Below are 22,973 nucleotides of genomic sequence, written 5' to 3' on the forward strand. Positions count from 1 at the left end.
CGCCCGGGAACTCGTCGACCAGGGCACCCCCATCGAGGCCGCCTGCCGCATCATCATCCTCGAAGACCAGCTCGAAGAAGCCCAGCGCATCAACGCCGAATACCGCCGCACCGCCGAACCGGCGAACCCGACGGCCGCCGCCTGAGGAAGTACGCGCCCGCGGGTCGGGCGCGCAGTCTGGACTGTGGCCGCGCACAGCGAAGGCCAGGATCCGCGGAAGGCGATCGGGAGCGAGGGGCGGAGGACGGTCTGAGGCACGCCATCGAGGCCGCCTGCCGTGGTGCGGCAGCCGGGGCCGCCGCTGCGCCCACCACGTCCGGGCAGACGCCCGGATCCCAGCCCGGGGCCCGAAGGTCGCACACGGCGTCCTGCTGCTGAGGCCGCCGGCGCCGCCTCTGTCGAACTCGTCCTGCACCGCGACACCTGGGAGTTCCTCTCAAGGCGGGCAGGCTGTAAGCACCACACCCCGCCTCGGCAGGCAGACGTGAGCTGCAAGTACCCGAGTCGCCTGATTACCGGACAAATAATCAGTACGGGGTGATTTCCTGCAAGATCCCTATGTGACTCGGACATGATGCGCTGTCATATTCCTGCCAGATTGCCCCGCTCATCTCGTTGTACCCATCAGGGGAAGGCAGGAAAATGGGCAGGTTCAGGAACGGGACCACGACGTTGGCCATCGCGCTGGCCGCCTTGGGATCGCTCGCGGCCACAGGAGGCACAGCCCACGCGGAAGCCGGCCAGGACACCATCAGCATGCTGAAGCAGGAGAAGAACCAGTGGTGCTGGGTCGCCTCCGGGCTGACCATCGCCAAGTTCCAGGGCTTCGGCTCCACACAGACGGACTTCTGCAGCCGGGCCCAGCCCTACTACGGTTGCAACAACCAGCCCGCCACACTCGACGACATGGCCAGGGGCTGGAGCAGCCTCGGCATGACGCACACCGGCTCCGGCCTGAGCAGCGCGGCCACGTTCAACCAGGTGTACACCGACGTCAAGGCGGCCCGGCCGATCGGTGCCCGCATCGGGTGGACGTCCGGGGGCGGCCACATGAACGTCGTCTACGGCTTCGACACGTCGAACAACACGATCGCCGTGGCCGACCCGTGGCCGGACACCACCACGTACACGTGGTGGAACTACAACGACTACGTGAGCAACAGCTCGTCCAAGTGGACCCACTCCCGCATCGGTATCTCCCGCTAAGGCAGGCGACATGCGCGACACCAGCGGCACCGAAATGTCCAGCAAGCGGGCGGCCTCTCGCTCCTCCCGTCTGTCCCTCGTCATCGCAGTGAGCGCATCCGCGCTGCTGTCCATCGTCGGTCCGACGCACGCGGCCCCCGCCAAGGACCCTCTCCCGGCCGACATCCCCGACTACCAGGCCGCCCTCAACGCGGTGAAGTCAGCCGACGTCCGCAACACCGTCTGCCGCTTCCTGCGCACCGCGCTGCCCACCGACGGCGGCGGCGGGCCGGTGCAGACGATCCCCGAAACGGCCGAGCCCTGCCAGGGCCTCCCGGTCTTCACGATCAAAGACCCGGTGGCGATGAACGAGATCACCCCCGGGTTCGTCGCGGGCACCGCAAAGCCACTGCCCGCCGAGGCGATCAAGCTGACACAGCTGGTCTCCTCACTGAGCACCACCGTCAACGGCCGCAACGCCACCGTCATGCTCGCCCCCACCCAGGGCGGCGGCTGGCACCTGGCAGGCGTGCGCGACGGCGACAGCGACGCCGCATACGCCGGAAAAGCCACCCTGGGCACACTGGTCTTCACCGAGCCGCAGCTCCGCGGCTGGTACCAGCTCAAGCTCACCACCGTCGAGCCACTCAACGACCAGGCCCGGCAAGGACTGGGCGGCCAGGCGTCGGTGTCACTCAGCGACTACCAGAAACTGGTCAAGGCCCGCTACGCCGACAAGCTGCCCGGATCGGAGTACGACACCAAGGGCTACTCCAGCGGCTACAGCCTCCAGCGCACGGCGGACGACGCCCCGTCCTCCACCCTGCTGCTTGCCGGCGGTTCCGGCATGGCACTCGCTCTCGCGGGCGGAGCCGCCGTGCTCCGCCGGCGAGGGCGTGCAAGCACCCGCTGAGCCCGGCCCCGTCCGCCCCTCGCTCCGTCCCGGCAGCCGGCCGGGGACGGAGCGAATCCCGGTCCGGCCATCGCAGAGGGGCCACAGGTCGCTCTCGCGAGACGACGCCACCGTCCTGTGCCCGGACCGGCGCGGCCCGCAATCCGCCGGCCCGCACGCGCACACCCGAGCCGAAGCCTGACCTCACCCCTCTCACGGCCGTTCGGAGCAGCCGGTATGGCGGCGCCCGCGGATGCGGGCGACGGTGGCTGTAGCACCGGCACGATGCCGGCACGCGCAGCGTCCTGTCGAGGAGTGTCATGTCCGAACGCAACACCGTCTGGCGCAGCATGCACGATGTGGGCCTGGCCGCATGGTTCGGCGGATCTTTGATGGGCGCGGTCGGCCTCAACGGCGCGGCCAAGGGCCACAGCGACAGCTGGCGCGACAACGCCCGGATCGCCAGCACAGGCTGGGCGAAGTGGACCCCGGTCAGCGCGGTCTCGATCGCCGCGCACCTGGTCGGCGGCAGCGGGCTGCTCGCCGCGAACGCGTCCCGGGTCGCCACCCAGCAGGGCGTAGCCGCGTCCACTGTGGCCAAAACGGTGCTGACCGGCATCGCCCTCGCCGCCACGGCCTACGCCCGCATGCTGGGCAAGAAGATCGAACTCGCCTCCTCACAAGACCCCCAGGACGCCGAGGAAGCAGCCGCTCCCCTCGACACCGCCAAGGCGGAACGCCAGCTGTCCTACGCGCAGTGGGTGGTACCGGCGGTCACCGGCGGTCTGCTCATTCTCAACGCCCTGCACGGGGAGCAGCAGCGCCCCGAACAGCAGGCACAAGGCATGTGGCAGCGCGCCCACCGCCTGTCCCCGCACATGCCCTCCGGCGACTACTGGCACCACCTACGGCACTGAGCCAGACCCCCCGACGCCATGAGTGAGCGCAGCCGTGTCCGCCCAGGCAGGTGGGCTGGGCTGGGTGCGCGGTGCTTCGCGCGGTCCCATCCTGAAGATGTGGGCAGCGTGCCCGTCGTCGTGCACCGGTGCCATCCCAGTGGCGGCCGGCAGGTCACCACGCACCGTGAGGGATGCGAGGAGAACTTGGGCCTGGCCCACTCGGCTGTGAGAGGCCGGGTGACCCCATTGCGGGGCCTCCGAGAAGGTAATGGGGAACCGTCCGGCGGGGGCGTCAACTTCCGTCCGTCAGACTGCGGTCGAGGACGCCGATGAGCCGCGCTCCCGCCCGGTCTGTCCCGCGGCGCCCCCGTTTGGCACCCGCCGAGGCCCTCTCCAATCGCAGCCGCGCCGAACGTCCGCGCAGCGTCAGCGTCATCAACTGGTTGCCGAACCACGGTCCGCCGGTACGCCCCCACCGGACCGCCGGTCTCGCAACGCGTCCGTGACGGGCGAGGAGATGCCCGATCCCCTTGGCGAACCGGCTCCAGCCGAAACGGAATCCGGCCCGTATGGCCGTCGGCACAGAGTTGTGCAGCGGTGAGCAGGTGAACTGGAAGACACGGGAGCGCGGCTGCCGCCCGGTGGTCCAGACGGGCTCCGCCACATACGCGTGGTGCACGTCCCCGGACAGCACGCACACCGTCGCCGGAGCCGCCTCGGCCCTCCCCACCTCGGCAACCGTCTCCGTCAGCCTTTCGAACGACGAGGTGAACGCCGCCCAGTGCTCCAGGTCCGCCCGCCGGCGCAGCCACTCGCCCAGGCGCGCCCAGCGCGGCCCGCGTTCGCCGCGGCAGAGCGCCGCGTGCCAGCCCTCCGCGAAGTGGACCATCGGGGGCAGCAGCCACGGGAGCGAGGTCCCGACCAGCAGGTGGTCGACGCCGCCGAGGTCGTCGAACGCCTGCGTCCGCAGCCAGGCGGCCTCCTCGGCGTCCAGCATCGCCCGGTGCTGCTCCTCCAGCACCCGCGCGGCCCGGGTGTCGACCATCAGCAGCCGGGTGCGGCCGAAGTCCCTGCGGTAGCTCCAGCGCACCGTCGCCGGGTCGGCGTCGGCGCGTTCGGCGAACGCGCGCAGCACCTCCGTGCCGTCGTCGGCCGCCAGCACCGCCGCGTACAGCTCGTCCCCGGCGAGCTCGGCGGGGGAGAGGTTCCCGAGGTGCTGGTAGACCCAGTACGACATCAGGCCGCTGGTGATCCGCTCGCGCCACCAGGGCGTTGCCCGCATGTCGGCTACCCAGGCGGCGCTGGTGTTCCAGTCGTCGATGACGTCATGGTCGTCGAAGATCATGCAACTGGGTACGGTCGAGAGCAGCCAGCGCAGTTCGGGGTCGCCCCAGGACTCGTCGTAGAGGTGGGTGTACTCCTCGTAGTCGGCGACCTGGTCCGGCGGGGCGGCGGAGCCGGTGCCGGCGGCCCGCCGATGCCGGGCGATCCAGGCGCGGGTGTCGGCGGACGTCTCGTCCGCGTACACCTGGTCGCCGAGGAGGAGGAGAACGTCCGGACGCTCGGCCTCCGGGTCGGCGGCGAGCCGGGCGGAGAGGGTGTCGAGGACATCGGGGCCCACCGGATCGTGCTCGCCCACAGCAGGCGCCGCCCACCGGCACGAGCCGAAGGCGACCACCGCGCCCGTCGCCGGGATCGGCGGCGTGTGGATGGTGCTGGGCGGCTGGGGCGAGTCCGCGAGGGGCCACACCCGCTCGCCGTCGAGCAGCACCTCGTACGTTGTGGCGGACCCAGGGGCGAGTCCGGTCACGACCACCAGTGCGTAGTGGTGGCCGACGACGCAGAACGTGGGAGCCGAACCACCGCCGCCGCCCGGGCACCGGACCTCCGCCGTGCACGCCCGGTCGGTCTCGACCCACACCGTCGCGCTCGTGCCCGATTCCCAGTCCACGTGTCGCAGGAGCGGGCCCAGCCTCAGACCGGCCATCGCGAGTCCCCTTCCGGTGCTCCGCACGGTACGGAACGGCCGCTCTGTACAGTACTGAACGGCGGCGGAAACGGCGCCGTTGTGCTGCCCGGCCGCCCCGCGTCGGACTTGGCGGACACGGGAGCAGCGGGTCAGCAGCGACGGCCCGCGCCCGCGCCCGGACCCGTACCGCCGCCCGCCGTCGTGCCCGCGCCGCCGCGGTGGACGCGGCCGCGCGGCCGTTCACCCACCTGTCATTGATCACCGCCGCACTGGCCGGCGACTGTCTGGGCGGCCCGGCAGGGAGTCGCGGATCAGTCGTGATCGTCGTGCGGGTATCGCAGGCCGATCTGTTGCCTGACGGCGTCCAGCGTACGGAGAACCGCGAGTGTGCCGTCCAGGGGCACCAATGGCGACTCGGTCCGGCCTGCTCGCAGGCAGCGCATCACCTCGGCGGCCTCCGGTCCGTAGCCGTGGCCGATGACAGCCGGGGCGGGAAAGTGCATCGGTTCGAGTCCCTCGCGATGGAGGACAATCCCGGGCGGGTTGAACAGGTTTCCCGGGATATCGATGCGTCCACGTGTGCCGTAGACGACGGCGGCCTGGCTCAAGGTGGCGGCGAAGGAACAGGTCAGCGATGCGGTGGCCCCGCCGGGGTGGCCGAGCAGGATACTCGTGTGCTCGTCCACGCCTTCCGGCGTCAGCTGGGCCTGCGCGTGGATGCGGTCCGGGATGCCGAGCAGGAAGTGCGCCAGCGCGACAGGGTAGGCGCCGGCGTCGAGGAGGGCGCCGCCGCCCGCGGTAACGTCGCGGAGCCGGTGCCGTTGGTCGACCTCGGCACGCCAGCCGAGTTCGGCGTGGAGGGAGCGGACCTCGCCGATCGCACCGCCGGCAATGAGGTCGGCTGCCTTGCGCAGGGCGGGGTTGAGGAGCATCCACATGGCTTCCATCAGGAACGTGCCGCGCTCGCGGGCGAGGGTGATCAGTTCCCGCGCCTGCATGCTGTTCACGGTGAGGGGCTTCTCGCAGAGCACTGGCCGCCTGGCGTCCAGCAGCATCTCCACGGCCGGATGGTGGTGGCCGTGCGGCGTGGCAACGTACACCACGTCCACGTCTGGATCGTCGGCCAGGTCCCGCCACGATCCGTGAGCTCGCGGTATCGCGTGCCGGGCGGCGAACGCGCGTGCGGTCCCTGCGTCGCGGGAGGCGACGGCCGCGACCACCGCGCCCGGGGTTTGGTGAAGATCCTCGGTGAACGCCGCGGCGATACCCCCGGTGGCCAGGATGCCCCAGCGGATGGGACGTTCATGAGCCGAGTCCACGGATCACCTCTTGTCTAGACCAATGCTGCGTCGCGGGCTGTACGGTACGGGAGGCTTAACAGACGGGCAACCGTTACCCGGACCGTTCAGTAGGCGCTCCGCGTGCGCCGCCCACCTCCGGGCCAGCCCGTCGCCCACCCGGCGAGCCTGTCGGGCACCGGACCGCGTGGCTCGGGCCTGCGCCCGCGCGAGGCGTTCATGTTCGAGCAGGGCCGTGAACTGCTGTGGTGGTACGTGGAGGCGGTCCGCGTCAGTTCCGAGACGAGCCCGAGCACCCGCTGGCGCCGCTGTTCCCCTCCGAGCGGCTGCCGACGGCGGTCGCGGACCTGAACCGAGAAGTCCTCAGCGTCACGAAGAGTACGAACCCGGCCCCGTCGAAGAGAGGGCCGGGCGGCTGCGTACGTCGCCGTGGTAGGCGATCGTCTTGTTGATCAGGTTTCCGCCGTCGGTCTCGACCGATGTCTGTTCCCCATGCCCTGCACCGAACAGCAGGCCGGCGATGTGCGCGTTCGCCACCTGGTCCATGTGCGCGAAGAACCAATCCACCTTGTCGTCCTTGTAATGGTTGAGGGTGTTGTTCTGCGCCATGTTGCCGACGGGGATCTGCCACAAGACCACTGGCTTGCCCACGGACTCGGCCATCGTCTTGTAGAACCCCAGCGAGGCAGCGGCCTTCTGGTCCGTCCAGAAGTTGTCATGGCCGCCGTGGGCCGGCTGTGCGTACCAGCCTGCATCGCGGTCCGACACATCGGCGACCAGGAAGTCGGCGTTTTGTGCCCCGAGGTTCGCGTAGTCCTTGGCGCATCCCTGTGTGTTGTTCTGCCAGTCCCAGCAGGAGAGGTGGAACCCCACTTTGGTGTTCGGCGCATATTTGTGCGCCATATCGATCAGGCAGCGGGAGAGTCCGGCGGCGCTGTTTTCCTGCGATCCGCAATCTGTCGGATTTGCGCCGGAGACCTGCGCGGCAACCTTGTGCGGGTCGCCGAGCGACCGGACGTAGCCCCAGAAGTCAGGCTCAAGGTCGATCATGTCCTGCGAGTTGCCGATCTTCTGGAGGAAGAAACGGTAGTCGTTCATATACCGGGTGAGCAGGTCAACCCTGTTGATGGCCTCGACCTCGCCCGGACCGTCACCATGCCCTGCCAGATCCCCGAGGTCACGCAGTGAGTACCAAGTCCAGAACATCTTCTGCGGGTGCGGGCTGCCCTTGTAAGTCGCCTTGCCCACATGGTCGTCCCACCAGGTCACGTAATAACCAGGCGCCGTGGTGCCGCCGGACCAGCAGCCCCACCAGCTCTTCCAGGCATCCTGGCATTTCGATGCCGAGTAGTAGTCCGACGAGGGCGCGGGCTGGCTGTGCACATAGGCGTATCGCACATCGAACGGCGCGGCGGTCGCCGAGGCGTCAGGCATCGAGCCGCCGATGAGTACCGTGCTACTACCCATGAAACGTGTCGTCGAGCTGCCGCCACCGGTGGTGGGAGACGACGTGGGCGACGGGCGCGTGCCGCTCGGAGCCTGGCTTGTGGGAACGCTGCCGCCCGTCGCGGTGGGCGTGCCGGCGCTGCCGACGCTTCCGGCCGGGACGAGTTGCCATTGCTGATTGGCGCCGCTCCAGTCGCGGTTCTGGACGACGTCGCCCCCGTCAGCCTTGGAGCCGTTGTGGACCTCGACGGCCATGCCACTGAAGCGATTGAGCAACCGCACGTAGCCGTCTGGCGACTTCGCCAGTTGGAACTGCTGATTGGTGCCGTTCAGGTCGCTCCACTGCACGATGCCGGAGCCGGCGGTCTTCGACCAGTTGTTGTCGTCCAGCACCTTGCCGGAGTTCCGGTTCTGCAGCCGGTAGTACCCGTCACCCGCGTCGATGAACCGCCACTGCTGGTTGGCCCCGCCGTGACGGACCCACTGCACCACCGCCGCGCCGTTGTTCGTGGCGAAGGCGCGGTCATCCAGCACCTTGCCGCTATTGCGGTTGACCAGCACATACCACGTCTTGGGATCCACGGTTCCCGCTGAGGCCGTGCCGACCACACCAATGGAGCCGGCCACGACGGCCATGACGACGGCCGCCCAAAAACCCCGACGTGCGAACAACCCACGGCCACGGTGCATCGCTTTTCGTTTCCCCGTGACTGCTGAGTGGGACGACCGGCGACTACCGCGGGCGTGGTCGCCGGCACGGCGGCCGCCATCGCGGTACGCCCCCGATGACGCGGGTGGGCGAGGGAACATGTCTGTGCTCTCTTTCAGCCGTTGCACCTGACCGGACCACCTGGCCGGACAACACTGAGTGGTCGCCGGAGGCCAAAAGGTTGCCTCGGCACGCGAAGATCCACAGATCGCACGGATGAGGCGGAAGTCATTCGCTGGTGGAACGTCACTACCGTGCGGAGGTTGTGCGCGGCGCGCTCCAGGAGGGCGGTCCGTGGGAGCGCGAGGCGCCGGCCCCGCAACGCCTCCTCTGACAGCCCGAGCACACGGACACCGGCCACGCCGACCCCGGGCGAGGCTGGCCGGGGTCAGACCTCGCCGCGCCAGGAGCCGGTCTCGCGGCCGCGGTTCTCGATGTAGTCCTTGAACTCTCGATGTAGTCCTTGATGTGGCAGCATGCGCGCGACCTGTCGCCGCACATGCCGTCCGGCGACCACTGGTACCACCAAGGCGCCTGAGGGAACTCCTGCGTTGCTACCCCTTCACGCTGTAGTCATCGTCCGGTGGCGGGTGCTCCTGTGCGATGGATGACTTGCCGGCCGGGGCGTGTTCTCGAATGGGTGATGCCGCCGGTTTCCGCCCTGGTCCGTGGCGTTTGCGTTCGACACTTGGTGACATCAGCCGAGGCCGCCGCAGGTGGGGAGTGCCATGTCGAACGGTAGTGTCCTTTTGGCGTTGCGTGAGGACCCCATGGGCGGTGGTGTCAGCGGTGACCAGTTGCGCCGGATCGGCAAGGAGCTGGAGAACCGCGGGCTGCAAGTGCGGTGGGCGCGGACCGTCGAGGGAGCCCGTGCCGCCTTGCGTACGGAGGCGGGCCTGACGGCTGCGGTCGTCGCCTGGGACCTGCCGTCCGAGAAGGGGGACGACGCCGGCGGCGGGGGAGGGGCGGTCCTGCGGCAGATCACCGGCCGGTTCACGGCCCTGCCTGTCTTCGTCGTCATGAGCGAGGAGTCCGATCACGGCCTGGACCGGCTGCCCCTGTGGGTGGCCGAGACCGCCGTCGGTTACATCTGGCCCTTGGAAGACACACCGTCCTTCATCGCCGGCCGTGTCTTCAATGCGGCACGCGCCTATGGCGACTCCGTTCTGCCGCCCTTCTTCAAAGCGCTGCGCCGGTTCGACGACGCCCACGAGTACTCCTGGCACACCCCGGCGCACTCGGGAGGGGTGGCGTTCCTGAAATCGCCCGTCGGCCGGGCGTTCTTCGACTACTACGGTGAGCGGCTCTTTCGGACCGATCTGTCCATCTCGGTGGAGGAGCTGGGTTCCCTATTCGAGCACAGCGGTCCCATCGGGGACGCCGAGCGCAACGCTGCCCGCGTCTTCGGCGCCGACCGGACGTACTTCGTGCTGCACGGCGACTCCACCGCCGACCGTATGGTCGGCCACTACTGCGTCACGGCCGACGAGATCGCGCTGGTGGACCGCAACTGCCACAAGTCGGTGCTGCACGGGCTGGTGATCTCCGGTGCGCGCCCGGTCTACCTCGTCCCGACCCGCAACGGATACGGCCTCGCCGGCCCTCTGCCCGCCCGTGAGACCCTGCCCGCCGCGGTGGCCGCAAGGATCGCCGCCCACCCTCTGACACCAGGGGCGGTGTCCCCCCAGGCTCAGTACGCCGTGATCACCAACTCCACCTACGACGGTTTGTGCTACGACACCGTGCACACCGCGCGTGCCCTGGCCCCCAGCACTCCTCGTCTGCACTTCGACGAAGCCTGGTTCGCCTATGCCCGCTTCCACCCGCTCTACGTCGGCCGGTACGGCATGGCCGTGGGCCCGGACACGTTCGAGGGCGAGGAACGCCCCACCGTCTTCGCCACCCAGTCCACGCACAAGCTGTTGGCCGCCCTGTCACAGAGCGCCATGGTGCACGTGAAGTCCTCACCCCGAGCGCCGGTCGAGCACCACCGGTTCAACGAGGCGTTCATGATGCACGGCACCACCTCGGCTCTGTACCCGGTGATCGCCTCGCTGGATGTGGCTGCGGCGATGATGGACGGCCCACAAGGAGAGTGGCTGGTCAACGAGGCGGTCACCGAAGCGATCCGGTTCCGGCAGGCCATCGTCCGCACCGGGCGCCGGATCGCGGAGGCCGGAGACCGACCGCCGTGGTTCTTCGGCGTCTGGCAGCCCGATACCGTCCCAGGCCCCGCCGACGGGACCACCATCCCCTTCGCCGACGCCTCCCCGGCGCTCCTGGCCACCGACCCCCGTTGCTGGGAGCTCGACCCCGACGCGGACTGGCACGGCTTCCCCGGGCTGAGCAAGGGGCAGTGCCTGCTGGACCCCATCAAGGTGACGCTGACCTGCCCCGGCGTCAACGCCCGCGGCGAGTCGGACCCGTGGGGCATTCCGGCCCGTATCCTTACCGCCTACCTCGCGCACCGGGGCATCGTCGTGGAGAAGACCGACACCTACACCACCCTCGTCCTGTTCTCCATGGGCATCACCAAAGGCAAATGGGGCACCTTGATGGACGCCCTCATGGACTTCAAAGCCCTCCACGACGCCGACACCCCTCTGCGGCAGGTCCTGCCCCACTTGGTCGAGCGCCATCCACAGCGCTACAGCGGCACGACCTTGCGCACGCTGTGCCAGGAAATGCACGAACACCTGACCCGGGCCGAACTGATCGACGCGCTCGACACTGCCTTCCAGGACCTGCCCGAACCTGTCGTCCCGCCCCAGACCTGCTACCAGCAGCTGATCCGCGGGGGGACCGAACGCCTCCCCCTCGCCGCAGCCGCAGGCAGGGTGGCCGCCGCCATGGTCACCGTGACCCCGCCCGGGATCCCCGTCCTGATGCCTGGGGAAGCACTGGGAACCCCCGACGGCCCGGTCCTGCGCTACCTGGCAGCACTGGAGGCATTCGACCGCGCCTTCCCCGGCTTCCACAGCGAAGCACACGGTGTCACCATCGATCCCCGCACCGGCGACTACCTCATCGAATGCGTACGCCAGGACAGGCAAGCCTCGTAAGCGCCCGCCTCCCACGTTCTCAGGTGTGCGGGCCTCAGCCGGGAGGCTGAGCCCGCACCGGGCTGGTGGGGGCCGCGTTGTAACCGTCGGCCAGCGGCGGGGCGGGCGGATGCCTCTGTGGCCCCCCATGGTTGCGCCGCCGCAGCCTCGGCTACGCAAACCGAACGAGACCTGCCCCTGGTGAGGCGGTTGTGGTCGGCGACGAGTCCCCGGGGCTGGAGGCTGCCGAGGCCGTGGCGGCGGAGCGTCCGCACCCGTGGCAGCCCGCGTTCTGGGCGAACGCCCAGCGGCAAGTCCCCGATGGAAGCAGGCTGGTCGACGACCACCAGCACCGTTCCGTGCTTGGCCTGGAGCCTGTCGAACAGCTCCCGCAGCGGGACGCGGACACAAGTCGCCGTGCACGGGGGCGAGATGGCCACGGGGCGGACGGGACGAGTTCAGGCCTTGGTCAACTTGCGTTTTGACGGCATGTGAAATATCACATGTCATGTACGCCATCCGGGAATCCCTGGACGGTGCTTCACCTCAGGAGGACCACCATGAACCGCTTAGCTGTGCTCGCCGTCGGCACCGCAGGTCTGTCCGTTTTCGCGATCACCCCGGCCAGCGCCACCGCGCAGTCGGCCGACACCGTCGCGACCGTCACCTCCTGCGGCCACTCGGGTCTCCAGGCAGGCCTGTCCACGCGGATGTGTGCCGCGGTCACCGGTAACACCGTCGAGTTCTACGGCACGGTCGGCTTCGCCGGCCCGCCCTCCCCTGGCAGCCCGGCGCCCACCCCGAAGGAACTGACCACGACCCTGTCCGCAGAGGTCGTCGGCAGCGGCGCCGCGCCCAGCACCCAGACCAAATCGGTCGTCTTCACCTTGTCGAACCTCGAGGTGCACGGCCTGGTCACCACCGTCCCGTGCGGCTCGACCATCCGCGGCACCTTCGGCGCGGCCTCGTTCCCCCGCCCGGCCAGCCCGGTGGTCCACGAGGTCACCATCACCTGCTGAGTACGTCGTCCCACGCACGACCCCGAAGCGTTCCGTACGCGATGGGGCCGGAGGGCGCCCATCAGGAGGAGCTGGAACTCGACTTCGGGGTCGAGGAGAGTTTTCGTGGAAGGAGAAGAACCGGGTGACTTTCGGCTCCCGATTCTGAAAAGGTCGTGGAATGAATGCTCTCACCGTTCTGGCATCGGCCGCTTTCGGCTCCACCGTATACCTTACGGCTCTCTCCACGGTGAAATGGCTGAACCAGCTAAACCCGCGCGTTAAGGTCACAGGCCTAGTCGTGACCGGCATGGTTTTGTGCGCAGTCATCGGGCTTATCGCGTTCGCGAGCCAGAGCGTCGTGCTCGGATTCATCGTGGGCGCCGGCCTGACACCGCCCGTACACCGGTGGATCCTGCAACGACGCAAGCACGTCGCCGGTTCTTGACCTTCGACGAAGTTCGTCCTCGCGGGCGGAGCCGCCGTGCTCCGCCGGCGAGGGTGCAAGCACCCGCTGATCCCGACCCGCTGCGCCCCTCGCTCCGCCCCGGCAGCCGGCCGGGACGGAGCGCATCCAGGTCCGGCCATCGCCGCCATCGCGCCAGAAGCTCGACGGGCGGGCTGCGAACACAGCGCCAGCGCCGCCAAAGCACCCTGGCGGCAGGCGGCACCCCCGCCGGCCGACGAGGAGACCGCTCCCGACCGCGTGGCCGAGCTGCACGCCGCCTACCTCGGCCCGCCCCTTCGGGAAACCGACGCCCACCTCGAGCAGTACTGGAACAAGCTCACATCGCTCTACCCGCAGCGTGAAAGCGACCGCCGCCCCACGCGATACATCACCGCACGCCCTCTTCACGCCCCCTCACAGGAGACACAGGACACGAGTGCTCCCTGCGGAGAGGGTCCGCGGACGCTCGGAGCGGGTATCGGCCAGCTGCCCGGGCACACGAGAGGTCATGCACGGACAACACGCGCGTCCCAGTCTGTTCGGCCCAGCACCCGCAGCTGCCACACCGCCGCCCGGCCGCACCGGCGCCAAGCACTCCCGCCGCGGCCGCATCACCGGCCGCCTACGCCGCCGGATCCTCGCCTACCGGGCAATCGAGTTCCTGTCCACGCACATCCCGGGGGACCGCGGCCCCGGCGAGGAACGCCTGCTCCTCGTCCACATCCGCCAGGTCGTCGGCGAGGTCCAGTACCGGATCTGCGCGGACTGCGCCCAGGGTGTCATCACCGCCATCGTCATCGATGACCGCTTCCACGGCACCGGTCTGGGAACCCGTGCGCTGTCGCACCTGCGCGCGCGTCACCCAGGACTCGCCTGGCGCAGCACGCTGCGCAGGCGTGCCACCGAGGATCTTCTGCGCCGGATGCGCATTCCCGCACTCACTTCGGCCGGCCCCTGCGCCCACGCCGGCCAGACCCTCTCCGACCCGACGAGCCCGATACTCGCCACCGACTGACCCGGGCCCGTCCAGCAGTCACAGCGGCCGCTGAAGCAGCGTGGCACCGGCCCCAGGAGGTGTCTTGCCGATCAGGCCGGAAGGGCCGGTGGCGTCCGATGCCGTGCACGTACCCGGCGCGGAGCTGCTCGCACCGGTTCCCACCGCGTCGGCGAGCGGCGGTCGCCCTGCCGAGGGGCAGGGACGGATCGGGTGTGCAGGGGAGTCGGTGCGGTGACGGCCCAGCGTTCGTGGTCCCGCCGGTCCCCGCCGATGTAGAGGTACGCGGGCGAGACCCCTTCGCAGCAGAAGCCCGGCCTCCTCGGCATCAGCGACGCACTCTCCGGTGCCCGCGGCTGCTTTGGGAGGGGCCCCGGGCGGACGCCAGGGCAGTGGCCGCCGGGCGGACAGGGGCACCCCTTCCCCGGCGCCGGTGCATTTCGGTGGGAAATCCGGGGGAGATTCGTCTTTCTGAAATGATGCAGAGTTACGTGGCGTGCACGCTGGGCTATTCCAATTTCTTGACATCGTGTCCAATAAGAGGGTGCGATGTGCCAAGTTTACGTAAAGTCGCGCGCCGTCGATCGGGTGCGAATGGCCTGGACCAAGACTTTGGCCAGCCGCAACTCGGGTGTCCTGGAGGCAGATTGATGACCCATCACATGACTGCCTCAAGGTAATTGAATTCGCGACATCTTTGCGCGTAGAGCGATGGCGTTCAGAACCCTTGATCTCTCTGGCAGGATTCCCGGCACCCAAACCACTCAAGGAAAGAGGCGTGGTTGTGCGTGGCCGCGGAACACCTGAAACTCAGCCTCGCCGGCAGTGCAGGGCCATCGAACCGCCCGGATGTGACACTCGATCAGGCGGCGACGCCGGTCTGTAACCGTCGGGGTGGATGGCCGGCGGCGAAGGGCGGCGTACCGACAGGCCCCCCGACCGCCGAGCGTGCCCGCCGCCACGGTGCCACCACCGGTCCATCGCCGGTGACGTCTTGTTCACCCCGGCTCACCACGGCTGCGTCAGCGCCAACACGGCGCCCGGCCGGAGCCATTGGAGACCCGAGGTCGCGCCTCGGCCGTGGCCGTGGCGGCCGAGGCGTCCGCCTCTAGGCCTCTGCTCGAACGAGGGTGGTCGACCTCTTTGCCGTCCACCGATCCCCGAGGCTGTGGCGGTCGCGCCGCACTCGCCGTGCAGCGGCGCGCACGCCGCAGCCGTCCGGGGCCGCCGTGACCTGCGCCGTTCAGTTGGTGCCAAACGGCTCGGTACCCATAGGCGAGCCGACCACTCGTCATTGTGTGGAGCATCGCCCCGGCAGGCGAGTTCCGCGTTCTCAGATCAAGGAGCATGATGCACAAACGCCGCGCGTCCCGCCGTAAGAAAGCGCTGATAGCCGCGATCACCGCCGCACTCTCCGGCGGTCTGCTGTTCGGCTTCAACGCCCTCGCCCAGGCCGATGTGGTCAGCGGCACGGTCATCGGCGGTCAGGGCAACTACCAGACCGTCAACCACCGGGCCAAGCCGTCCCTTTCGGCCCAGGTGAAGGGCTCCTCGAGGGTAGGCGCCAAGGTCCGGATGTCCTGCCGGACGACGGGCGACACGGTGGAGAACAACCCGAGGTGGATCTACACCGGCTCGTACTACATCGCCGATGCCTTCATCAAGGAGAACACCACCCCGCTGCCCGTCTGCGGCTCGACGCCAAACCCGCAACCCATCCCCACGACCGCGAAGACACTGAAGATCGACATGCAGAAGCAGGTCAGGACCCAGTGGTGCTGGGACGCCTCCGGCGTGACCATCGCCCAACACTGGGGCCGCTCCGTCAGCCAGGAGCAGTTCTGCCAACTCGCTGCCCAGGGAACCTGGGTGAACTGCAGCAACCAGCCCGCCACGCTGGAGGACATGGCCAACGGCCTCGCCAGGCTGGGGCTGAGGAACAGTGGCCGCAGCCTGTACCGCAACGCCTCGTTCGGTGAGTCCGTCGCCGAGATCGACGCGGGCCGCCCGTTCGCCGTCAGATTCGGCTGGCGCACCGGCGGCGGTCACATGAACGTCATCTACGGCTACGACAGCGCCACCAACATGATCGCGGTCGGCGACCCGTGGCAGACCACGCAGACCTACACCTGGTGGAACCACTCCACTTACGCGAACAACAACTCGTTCCAGTGGACCCACTCCCGCATCGGCATCCAGGGCTGAGGAGCAGACCGACCATGCAGATCATGCGACACACCAGGCAGGCGACACCCCGCGCCGCCGTCCTCGCCACGGCCGCACTCGCCGCCGCCCTGTGCGGAATCGTTCCCGCACAGGCTGCGGAGAGCGAGGGCATCGCGGGTTACGAGTCCGCCCGGCAAACCATCCAGAGCAACCAACTCCGCGACACCGTCTCCCGCTTCCTGGTCTCGGCCCGACAGCCCCGCACTGCCCCCGCCGCGGACGGTGGCACCCTCGGCGCCCCCGGGAACGCACCCGCCGCCGTCGCCGCGCCCCCCGGGTTCGATCTCAAGGACCCGGTGCCGATGTTCGAGATCAGCCCCGAGTTCGTGACCGGCAAGGCCCAGGCGACCCCGCAGACCGCGCTCCGGCTCTCCTACCTGGCCTCCCGGGTGAACGCCGCCGACGGGAAGCACGCCGCCGTATTGCTCGCGCCCATGGGGAACGCCGCCACACCCGGGAGCGGCGTGCAGAACGTCGGTGCCGAGGGCTGGCAACTGGCCGGGATCCGGGACGGGGACGCCGAGGTCGGCTTCGCCGAGCGCGGCACTCCTCAGGCCCGCACCTTCACCGAGCCGCAGATCCACGCCTGGTACCGGCTCACTGCCGAAGGCCTGGTCGAGCCGCTCAACGAGGAGGCGACCACCGGCCTCGGCGGAAAGCGCGGCATCACCCTCGCCGCCTACCAGAAGCTCGTCACCGCCCGCTACGGCGACAAGATGCCCGGTTCGGAGTACGACCGCAAGGGCCTGGCCGGCGGATACGGCGGCCTCGTGGAGGACCAGCCGGAGCAGGTCCCCACCGCATCCGCCCAGCCCGCCGCCGATGAGCCCTGGCAGCCGATAGCCGCCACCGGGCTCGCAACCGTGGCGACAATCGGCGGCGCGGTGCTGTACGCGCGCCGTAGGAGAGCTGCGACCACCCGCTGACCGGAAACGTGAGGCCGAGCCCCTTCCCCGTGCTGAGCCCGACGACTTTCTCGCCGAGCTCAGCAGCTCGGGAGGGCGACCCGGCCCCGACACGAGGGACGCCCCGGGACTGCCGGCGCGCCTTGACCGGCGCATCCTCGCCCTCGACAGCCCCGCCGCCTCGCCCCGCGACCGGCCCCCGCCGGGGCGGGGGACCGGGATCGCTGAGCCGCATGCCTGTATGCGGCTGGACGGTAGCCGACAGGGGCCGATCAGCCGGAGGCCGCAGCAGCCGGGCTCACCCTGGGGGCGCTGCGGCGTCCGCGGAGAGACCCTCGCGATCCCGGCCTGCGCCCAGGCGTGTCCGGTGCGAACCGAGGGCGTTCTTGGGGAGCGCTCATCGCCACGCCCACGGTCCGGCGCTTCGGCACCGCCCGCGGCATGCTGCTGTGCAAACTCCTCACCGGCTCGCTGGGACTGCTGAGCCCGATGGTTGGGCTCCGATGGTTGCCGTTGTTCTTCTGCTGATCACACATGGATCGCCGCCGGGCACCTTTTCCCGCAGCGGCCGGCCGGCCGCGCGCACAGCTCCCGGAAGAGGGAATCACCGTGAACACCTCGAAGCGCCTTCGGCTCCTGGCCCTCGGCTTTGTCACCTCTGCCGTGATGGGGATCTCCGGCCCCGCGATGGCCGCCACGACGACCGCGGGCCCGCCCATCCGCGGCGGACACGAAGTGACCAACCGCTGCTACTCGGATGTCGCGCCGAGCGCCTACGACCGCATCACCCAGCACGCCCGCGACCGCATGAACGAGCGAGGGGTGACCGAGGACGACATCCAGAAGGTCATGAGGGTCGGTGCCAAGAACGCCGCGTGCCAGCAGAACGGGAACTGGCGCTACACGCTCGGGCTCTCCAGCGGCGGCGAGCTGGTGGTCCTCGTCGGTCTCGGCGACGGCGGCTGGAACGTCGTCACCGTCTTCTGGAAGGGCGAGTAACAGCAGCCGGCTCCGCGATCGTCCGTGCCTCCACCGGCACGCCGCCGCAGGCACGGTCCCGGCCGGCCGCACGATCTCCGCGGCGGCCAACCCCTGTGGCACGGCGAGTACGAGAACGGCGGTGAAGGGGTCATGACCCGGATACGCCAGAAACACGCCACGAGATGATCTTGAGTCGCCATCCCTGATCTTGCGTGGGTATCCCCGGCTTCAGCCGGGGAGGGAAACGCATCCTTGGTTGGTGGACAGCGACTTCGTCTCCGTCCACCTGGCCCTCGGCGACCGCACCCGCGGCCTGTTCGGCGCCGCAGAACTGGCGCTCATGAAGGAGACCGCCTACCTGGTCAGCACATCCCGGACGGCCATCGTCGACCAGGACGCGCTCCTCGAGGCCCTGCGCGAAGGCCGCATCGCCGGCGCCGCCCTCGACGTCTTCGACACCGAGCCGCTGCCGGGGGACCACCCCCTGCGCACCGCCCCGAGGCTCCTGGCGACCCCGCGCCTCGCACCTCGCGGGCTACGTCACACGGGCCAACTACACCACGTACTACGGCGAAGCCGTCGAGGACATCGCTGCCTTCCTCGACGGCTCACCCGTACGCGTCCTGCCCTAGCTGCCCTTCTCGAAGGTGCCGAGGCCGTTGGCGTCCAGGTACTCCACCCGCATCCTGCCGTCGGTGAAGGTCACCCCGGTGCGGCCGATGGCGTTCTCGCCGACGGTCTCGAAGCTGAAGGCGTCCCCGTCGTAGTGGGTGAGGGGGAAGGCCATCGGCTTCGGTCCCAGGTGCAGCACCAGCCCGCCGCCCGGGCCGGCCGTAACGGTGGCCCGCCCGTACAACGGGTTGGTGTACGTACCGGTGTACGCGCTGTCCGCGCGGGCCGGCTTCGGGTCCGCGGGCGGCTTGGCGAAGTCCGTCTTCGAGCGGCCCTCGCCGAGCTGCTGCTTGTAGGCCTCGGCCACCACGGGCAGCCAGTCCCGGCTGGGCTTGCCGAACTCGGCGGTGTCGAAGAAGTTGAGGGCGACGGTGTCGGGGAGACCCGTGGGGGCGCCGTTGGTGAGCACCACGATGGCGAGCTTCTCGGCGGGGACCAGGGTGACGTTGGTGTTGGTGCCGAGGGCGAAGGCGCCGGCGTGGCTCAGGCGCAGGCGGCCGTGGTCGTCGTAGCGCACGTTCCAGCCCAGGCCGTAGTAGCCGGGCTGGGCGTTCGGTTCGGCGGGCGGCTGGCTGATGCTGTGCGGGAGGTGGGTCTCGGCCAGGCCGGCGCTGTTGATGACCTGCTTGCCGTCGATCTTTCCGCCGCCCAGCTGGAGGCGTAGCCAGCGGGCCATGTCCCGGGCGTTGGAGCTGACGCCGCCGGCCGCGGTCTGCGCGTCGGCGTCGCGGACGTAGCGCGGCTTCCAGGTGCCGTCGTCGGTCTTGACGTGGGTCAGGGCGCGGTCGCCCGCCTTCTCGTAGTCGCTGAAGCGGGAGCTGGTGTGCGTCATCCCGGCGGGCTTGTACAGCAGGTCTTCGGAGAGCTTGTCCCAGGGCGCGCCCTTGGCCTTGGCGACGGCCTCGGCGGCCGCGGTGAAGCCGAAGTTGGTGTACGCGTAGCTGGTGCGGAACGGGCTGAGGGGCTCGTAGCGCAGGTGCGACAGGATGTACGCCTGGTCGTAGCCCAGGTCCTCAAGGAGGTCACCCGAGTGGTCCGGCAGACCCGAGCGGTGCGAGAGCAGGTCGGCCGCCGTGACGTGGGAGCTGACCCATGGGTCCTTGAGGGTGATGCCCTTGAGCGGGTCGTCGAAGCCGTCGGCGCCGAGGGCCTGTGCCAGGACGGTGGAGGCCACCGGTTTGGAGACCGAGGCGAGCTGGAAGACGGTGTCCGGGCCGACCTTGTCGCCCGGGGCATCGGTGCTGCGGACACCGAAGCCCTTGAGGTAGACGACCTTGTCGTCGTGGACCACGGCTACGGAGACTCCGGGCACCCCGGTGCGCCGCATGCCGTCCTGCACCTGCGAGTCCAGCGTGTCCAGGGCCCTCGCCACGTCGAAGCCACCGGGGCTCGGCGACGGTGCGGCGGCGACGGTCCCGGCCGCCAGGGCGAGCCCGGCGACCACGGTCAGCCCCCTCCGCTTGCTGTTGCGTCGCATACGTCCATTTAACGCCGGTCCCGCGTCGGGCGCCCGGAGAGAGCCGGGGCACGGAAAACGGCGGCGGGGCCGCGCTCGCGGCCCCGCCGCCGTGGTGGACCGGGGCCTGATCCGGAAGACAGGCCCTGACCCCACACGGGCCGGCCCGCGACATACACGCCGCGGCAGGGCCCCACGCATCACAAGGCAGCAGCGATGCTCGGGGCCCACCCGCCAGGACAGGTGCGGCCGTCTGCCGATGGCGCCTGCACCATGCCCCACCCAGAGCTCCACCACCTGACATGCCCGAGTTGGCCTCTCCATGGCGGTGCCCCCTTCCAGCAGGACCTCGGGGAGCTTGCCAAGACGCACCGCCGCAGGCTCATCGTCGAGATGAACCTCTGAACCGCCGCACCTGCCAGGAATACCGCACACTGCGAATGACGCTCCCCGCCGGCTGGGGCGTCGGCGTGGACGGCGGCGCGGCGGGAGGTATACGCGAACGACCAGGGCCAGCCGGCTTCGCCGGTGGCCGTGACGGCCCGCTCGAACCGGCAGAAGGCGGAGCAGGACCCGGCGGAGTGGCTGCCCCCGTCGGCGGACGCGCTGTGCCGGTACGGCGCCGAGTGGACCGCGACCAAGCTCCGCTGGGGCCTCGCGGTCGACGAGCTGGAGCGGAACCGTCTGCTGCATCGCGGCCGGCTGCGGCGGCACGGACGTGGAGTTCACCCCCGCCCCGTAGAGCTGCCCGCAGGCCGAGGGTCGCCATCTTCGATCGAGGTGGCGGCCCTTCGTCATGCTCCGGAGTCCGCCCCGGGGCCGCAGGTGGTTGGTCGATGCCGCACCCGGCTTCGAGGTGGGCCCGAACAGCGCATCCTCCTCCGGTGTGACGGGCTCGACGAGCTCGAGGTGCCGGTCGGCTAATGCTGCTTGGACGAGCTCGCCGTGGTGAGAGCGCCACGTCCGTCTCCCGGCCGGCTCCCATACCTTGCCTCTGGAGAACCTCGACACCAGCAACGGCCCTGACCTGCGCTTCTGGCTCACCGACTCACCGGTTGAAGAGAGGGCGTCCGTCACCATCTGGTCGAACCGCTTCGATGTCTCCTTCGGCGCGGCGCTGCTGCAGACCGTCTGATCCTGCGACCGGATCAGGTGCCGGGTGCGCTGGACAGGCTCCCGGATCTCCTCGTCGGTGGCGCCGAAGAGCTTCGGCTGCTCGCCTATGCTGCACGCTCGGGCACACCCCCGCGGCTACCGCCCGCAAGCGCCGTCATACCGCCTGCCGACGGATCCGGACGGCAGGACCCGATGAGAAGCATGGACGTGATCCGCACATGACCGGCACCGCACCGCGACACGCCGACCGTGCCGGCCCGGCGGTCCCCGCCGACGGTCGATCGGATGCCGAACTCGGAGCCGGGGTGCGGCAGTCGGGCGACGAGGCCGCGCTCGGCGAGCTGTACCGGCGTCACCGTCCGGCGGTCCTCGCCTCCGCCCGTACCTTCGCCCGCGATCCGCACACCGCCGAGGATTTGGCCTCAGAGGCGTTCACCCGCACCCTGCACGCCGTGAGGTCCGGCGCAGGGCCGGACGCCGCCTGGCGACCGTACTTGCTGACCGTGGTCCGGCACACCGCCGGGCAGTGGGCCGTCTCGGCCCGGCGTACCGAGCTCAGTGAGGATTTCGAGCAGTGGCTAGACGAGCGGGCCGCTGCCGACCCGGCCTCGGGGGGCGCAGATTGCGTCGGCGTCGAGGAGCGGATCGTCGCGTTGGAGGACCTCAGCCTGGTCGTACGTGGTTTCCGCGCCCTGCCCGAGCGCTGGCAGGCGGCCCTGTGGCACAGCGTCGTGGAGGGCGAGTCCGCCGAGCGGATCGGCGTCCTGCTCGGCGTGAGCCCCAGTGGGGTCACCTCGCTCACCGCCCGTGCCCGCGAAGGACTGCGCGAGGCCTACCTCGCGGCACACGCCGAGAGCGGCAGCCGGAGCGAGGAGTGCCGTCGCCACGGGCCGCTGCTGGCCGCTGCGGTTCGCCGCCCGGGCTCCCGGACCACCCGGCAACTGCGCCGGCACCTGGACGACTGCGACCGCTGCCGGCACGCGCTGTGCGAACTTACCGACCTCGACCAGCGGTTGCGGGCGGTACTGCCGGCCGCCCTCCTGCTGTGGGGCGTCCACGCCTACCTCGCCGCCCGGCTCGGAGCGGCGGGAGCGGGCGCGACGGCGGCAGGGGGCTCGGCGGTCGGCGCCGGAGGCGGGGGGACGGCGTCCGCCGCCTCCGCGGCCGGCACCAAGCTCGCCTGGCTGGGCGCCGTCGCCGCCGTCCTCGTGGTCGGCGGCCTGCTGCTCCCCGACCTCTAGGGGTGCAGGACCCCATTCGACTGCGTTCGGCGTGACACTGCTCCGTGGGCATGGCATGGAGACGGAGCAGCCGCCGTTCGGGATGCGGACCCCGATCGCGGTGACGTACGTCCGGTGCACGCAGTGCGGGGCACTCGGTGAGATCGTCCTCGAGGGCGGGCGGCTGGACCTGGCGATGGCCCGGGCCGGCGCTCACGTCCGGGAGATGCACCCGGGTGTGAACGTCCCCGAGGCGCTCCGGCTCGTGCCCGACGTCGCCCTCCCGCCGGCGGACTGTTCCGACGTCGCCGACCGAGTCGCGCAGTACAACGCCCGAAACTACGGGACGCAAACCAGCGGCCCGGGGTGACGAGACGGCTGTGGGGCGGCCTCACGGGGCCGCCCTACCTGGTTCGCCCGGATGGGCTGTCGTGATCTCTTCAGAACGAGACGTCGATGTAGTCGATGTCGGTGAATTCGACTTCGAGCTGGTCGGCGCGGGTTCCGCCGTCTTTGAA

At 69.9% G+C, this 22,973-nt stretch carries 17 protein-coding genes and 4 pseudogenes; 16 read left to right on the forward strand and 5 right to left on the reverse strand.

Going from position 1 to position 22,973, the window contains the following annotated elements; translation table 11 throughout:
- Window positions 1-145 (forward strand): annotated as a pseudogene (locus tag IF88_RS0137895) (MerR family transcriptional regulator); the annotation flags it as partial.
- A 382-nt stretch (window positions 146-527) separates the two neighbouring features.
- Here IF88_RS0137895 and IF88_RS48805 read toward each other — a convergent pair.
- A complete protein-coding gene (locus IF88_RS48805) occupies window positions 528-758 on the reverse strand; it encodes a hypothetical protein (RefSeq protein ID WP_234323852.1) in 231 nt (76 codons plus the stop codon).
- On the opposite strand from IF88_RS48805, the gene IF88_RS0137900 reads away from it, so the two are divergent.
- The 3 genes from IF88_RS0137900 to IF88_RS0137910 all read left to right on the forward strand — a co-directional run bounded on the left by IF88_RS0137900 (window position 757) and on the right by IF88_RS0137910 (window position 2,994).
- Window positions 757-1,206, forward strand: a complete 450-nt coding sequence (locus IF88_RS0137900) for a papain-like cysteine protease family protein (RefSeq protein ID WP_234323853.1) — start codon at window positions 757-759, stop codon at window positions 1,204-1,206. The two genes, IF88_RS48805 and IF88_RS0137900, sit on opposite strands and share 2 nt — an antisense overlap.
- A 10-nt stretch (window positions 1,207-1,216) precedes the next feature.
- Window positions 1,217-2,098 carry a hypothetical protein gene (locus IF88_RS0137905; protein ID WP_030723561.1) on the forward strand — a complete coding sequence of 294 codons (882 nt, stop codon included), beginning with the start codon at window positions 1,217-1,219 and terminating at the stop codon, window positions 2,096-2,098.
- Window positions 2,099-2,397: 299 nt separating this feature from the next.
- On the forward strand, window positions 2,398-2,994 hold the full coding sequence (locus tag IF88_RS0137910) for a hypothetical protein (RefSeq protein WP_030723563.1): 597 nt from the start codon (window positions 2,398-2,400) through the stop codon (window positions 2,992-2,994).
- A 274-nt stretch (window positions 2,995-3,268) separates the two neighbouring features.
- Here the strand turns inward: IF88_RS0137910 and IF88_RS0137915 are convergent, their stop codons facing one another.
- From IF88_RS0137915 to IF88_RS0137925, 3 genes are all read right to left on the reverse strand, one after another.
- Window positions 3,269-4,963, reverse strand: coding sequence for an alkaline phosphatase D family protein (locus tag IF88_RS0137915; RefSeq protein ID WP_030723565.1), 1,695 nt, complete (start codon window positions 4,961-4,963; stop codon window positions 3,269-3,271).
- Window positions 4,964-5,256: 293 nt separating this feature from the next.
- Complete coding sequence (locus IF88_RS0137920) at window positions 5,257-6,264, reverse strand: Gfo/Idh/MocA family protein (RefSeq protein ID WP_234323854.1); 1,008 nt, start codon at window positions 6,262-6,264, stop codon at window positions 5,257-5,259.
- A gap of 348 nt (window positions 6,265-6,612) precedes the next feature.
- Complete coding sequence (locus IF88_RS0137925) at window positions 6,613-8,325, reverse strand: RICIN domain-containing protein (protein ID WP_051838262.1); 1,713 nt, start codon at window positions 8,323-8,325, stop codon at window positions 6,613-6,615.
- 801 nt (window positions 8,326-9,126) lie between these two features.
- On the opposite strand from IF88_RS0137925, the gene IF88_RS0137930 reads away from it, so the two are divergent.
- From IF88_RS0137930 to IF88_RS44935, 8 genes and pseudogenes are all read left to right on the forward strand, one after another.
- Window positions 9,127-11,460 carry an Orn/Lys/Arg decarboxylase N-terminal domain-containing protein gene (locus IF88_RS0137930; RefSeq protein WP_030723571.1) on the forward strand — a complete coding sequence of 778 codons (2,334 nt, stop codon included), beginning with the start codon at window positions 9,127-9,129 and terminating at the stop codon, window positions 11,458-11,460.
- A 539-nt stretch (window positions 11,461-11,999) separates the two neighbouring features.
- Window positions 12,000-12,458 carry a hypothetical protein gene (locus IF88_RS0137935; protein ID WP_158754854.1) on the forward strand — a complete coding sequence of 153 codons (459 nt, stop codon included), beginning with the start codon at window positions 12,000-12,002 and terminating at the stop codon, window positions 12,456-12,458.
- Window positions 12,459-12,618: 160 nt separating this feature from the next.
- Window positions 12,619-12,885, forward strand: coding sequence for a hypothetical protein (locus IF88_RS0137940; RefSeq protein WP_030723575.1), 267 nt, complete (start codon window positions 12,619-12,621; stop codon window positions 12,883-12,885).
- Window positions 12,886-13,393: 508 nt separating this feature from the next.
- Window positions 13,394-13,900 (forward strand): hypothetical protein, encoded by a 507-nt coding sequence (locus tag IF88_RS41575; protein WP_234323855.1) that lies wholly within the window; start codon window positions 13,394-13,396, stop codon window positions 13,898-13,900.
- Window positions 13,901-15,226: 1,326 nt separating this feature from the next.
- A complete protein-coding gene (locus IF88_RS42670; protein ID WP_078893403.1) occupies window positions 15,227-16,084 on the forward strand; it encodes a papain-like cysteine protease family protein in 858 nt (285 codons plus the stop codon).
- Between the two features lie 23 nt (window positions 16,085-16,107).
- Window positions 16,108-17,031, forward strand: coding sequence for a hypothetical protein (locus IF88_RS0137955; RefSeq protein ID WP_158754856.1), 924 nt, complete (start codon window positions 16,108-16,110; stop codon window positions 17,029-17,031).
- Window positions 17,032-17,619: 588 nt separating this feature from the next.
- On the forward strand, window positions 17,620-18,009 hold the full coding sequence (locus IF88_RS0137960) for a DUF4258 domain-containing protein (RefSeq protein ID WP_030723584.1): 390 nt from the start codon (window positions 17,620-17,622) through the stop codon (window positions 18,007-18,009).
- A 238-nt stretch (window positions 18,010-18,247) separates the two neighbouring features.
- Window positions 18,248-18,623, forward strand: a pseudogene (locus IF88_RS44935) (NAD(P)-dependent oxidoreductase); the annotation flags it as partial.
- On the opposite strand, the gene IF88_RS0137970 reads toward IF88_RS44935, so the two are convergent.
- Window positions 18,620-20,140, reverse strand: a complete 1,521-nt coding sequence (locus IF88_RS0137970; protein WP_078893405.1) for a serine hydrolase — start codon at window positions 20,138-20,140, stop codon at window positions 18,620-18,622. The pseudogene IF88_RS44935 and the gene IF88_RS0137970 overlap by 4 nt on opposite strands.
- A 435-nt stretch (window positions 20,141-20,575) precedes the next feature.
- Here IF88_RS0137970 and IF88_RS48820 point away from each other — a divergent pair.
- The 4 genes and pseudogenes from IF88_RS48820 to IF88_RS0137995 form a co-directional block, all read left to right on the forward strand.
- A pseudogene (locus IF88_RS48820) lies at window positions 20,576-20,861 on the forward strand (HNH endonuclease); the annotation flags it as partial.
- A gap of 219 nt (window positions 20,862-21,080) precedes the next feature.
- Window positions 21,081-21,254 (forward strand): annotated as a pseudogene (locus IF88_RS44945) (electron transporter); the annotation flags it as partial.
- 199 nt (window positions 21,255-21,453) lie between these two features.
- A complete protein-coding gene (locus IF88_RS0137990) occupies window positions 21,454-22,476 on the forward strand; it encodes an RNA polymerase sigma factor (RefSeq protein ID WP_051838270.1) in 1,023 nt (340 codons plus the stop codon).
- Window positions 22,477-22,531: 55 nt separating this feature from the next.
- On the forward strand, window positions 22,532-22,825 hold the full coding sequence (locus IF88_RS0137995; RefSeq protein ID WP_030723592.1) for a hypothetical protein: 294 nt from the start codon (window positions 22,532-22,534) through the stop codon (window positions 22,823-22,825).
- Window positions 22,826-22,973: the final 148 nt, after the last annotated feature.

Origin of the sequence: Streptomyces sp. NRRL F-2580, from assembly GCF_000720115.1 — a bacterium.
Taxonomy (GTDB): domain Bacteria; phylum Actinomycetota; class Actinomycetes; order Streptomycetales; family Streptomycetaceae; genus Streptomyces.

Bases quoted from the DNA above. Each gene is read 5' to 3' on its own strand.
- IF88_RS0137970 (WP_078893405.1), bottom strand. From the start codon at position 20,140: ATGCGACGCAACAGCAAGCGGAGGGGGCTGACCGTGGTCGCCGGGCTC.
- IF88_RS0137940 (WP_030723575.1), top strand. From the start codon at position 12,619: ATGAATGCTCTCACCGTTCTGGCATCGGCCGCTTTCGGCTCCACCGTA.
- IF88_RS42670 (WP_078893403.1), top strand. From the start codon at position 15,227: ATGATGCACAAACGCCGCGCGTCCCGCCGTAAGAAAGCGCTGATAGCC.
- IF88_RS0137955 (WP_158754856.1), top strand. From the start codon at position 16,108: ATGCGACACACCAGGCAGGCGACACCCCGCGCCGCCGTCCTCGCCACG.
- IF88_RS41575 (WP_234323855.1), top strand. From the start codon at position 13,394: ATGCACGGACAACACGCGCGTCCCAGTCTGTTCGGCCCAGCACCCGCA.
- IF88_RS0137990 (WP_051838270.1), top strand. From the start codon at position 21,454: ATGACCGGCACCGCACCGCGACACGCCGACCGTGCCGGCCCGGCGGTC.
- IF88_RS0137935 (WP_158754854.1), top strand. From the start codon at position 12,000: ATGAACCGCTTAGCTGTGCTCGCCGTCGGCACCGCAGGTCTGTCCGTT.
- IF88_RS0137995 (WP_030723592.1), top strand. From the start codon at position 22,532: ATGGAGACGGAGCAGCCGCCGTTCGGGATGCGGACCCCGATCGCGGTG.
- IF88_RS0137930 (WP_030723571.1), top strand. From the start codon at position 9,127: ATGTCGAACGGTAGTGTCCTTTTGGCGTTGCGTGAGGACCCCATGGGC.
- IF88_RS0137905 (WP_030723561.1), top strand. From the start codon at position 1,217: ATGCGCGACACCAGCGGCACCGAAATGTCCAGCAAGCGGGCGGCCTCT.
- IF88_RS48805 (WP_234323852.1), bottom strand. From the start codon at position 758: ATGCTGATGGTGTCCTGGCCGGCTTCCGCGTGGGCTGTGCCTCCTGTG.
- IF88_RS0137925 (WP_051838262.1), bottom strand. From the start codon at position 8,325: ATGGCCGTCGTGGCCGGCTCCATTGGTGTGGTCGGCACGGCCTCAGCG.
- IF88_RS0137900 (WP_234323853.1), top strand. From the start codon at position 757: ATGCTGAAGCAGGAGAAGAACCAGTGGTGCTGGGTCGCCTCCGGGCTG.
- IF88_RS0137910 (WP_030723563.1), top strand. From the start codon at position 2,398: ATGTCCGAACGCAACACCGTCTGGCGCAGCATGCACGATGTGGGCCTG.
- IF88_RS0137915 (WP_030723565.1), bottom strand. From the start codon at position 4,963: ATGGCCGGTCTGAGGCTGGGCCCGCTCCTGCGACACGTGGACTGGGAA.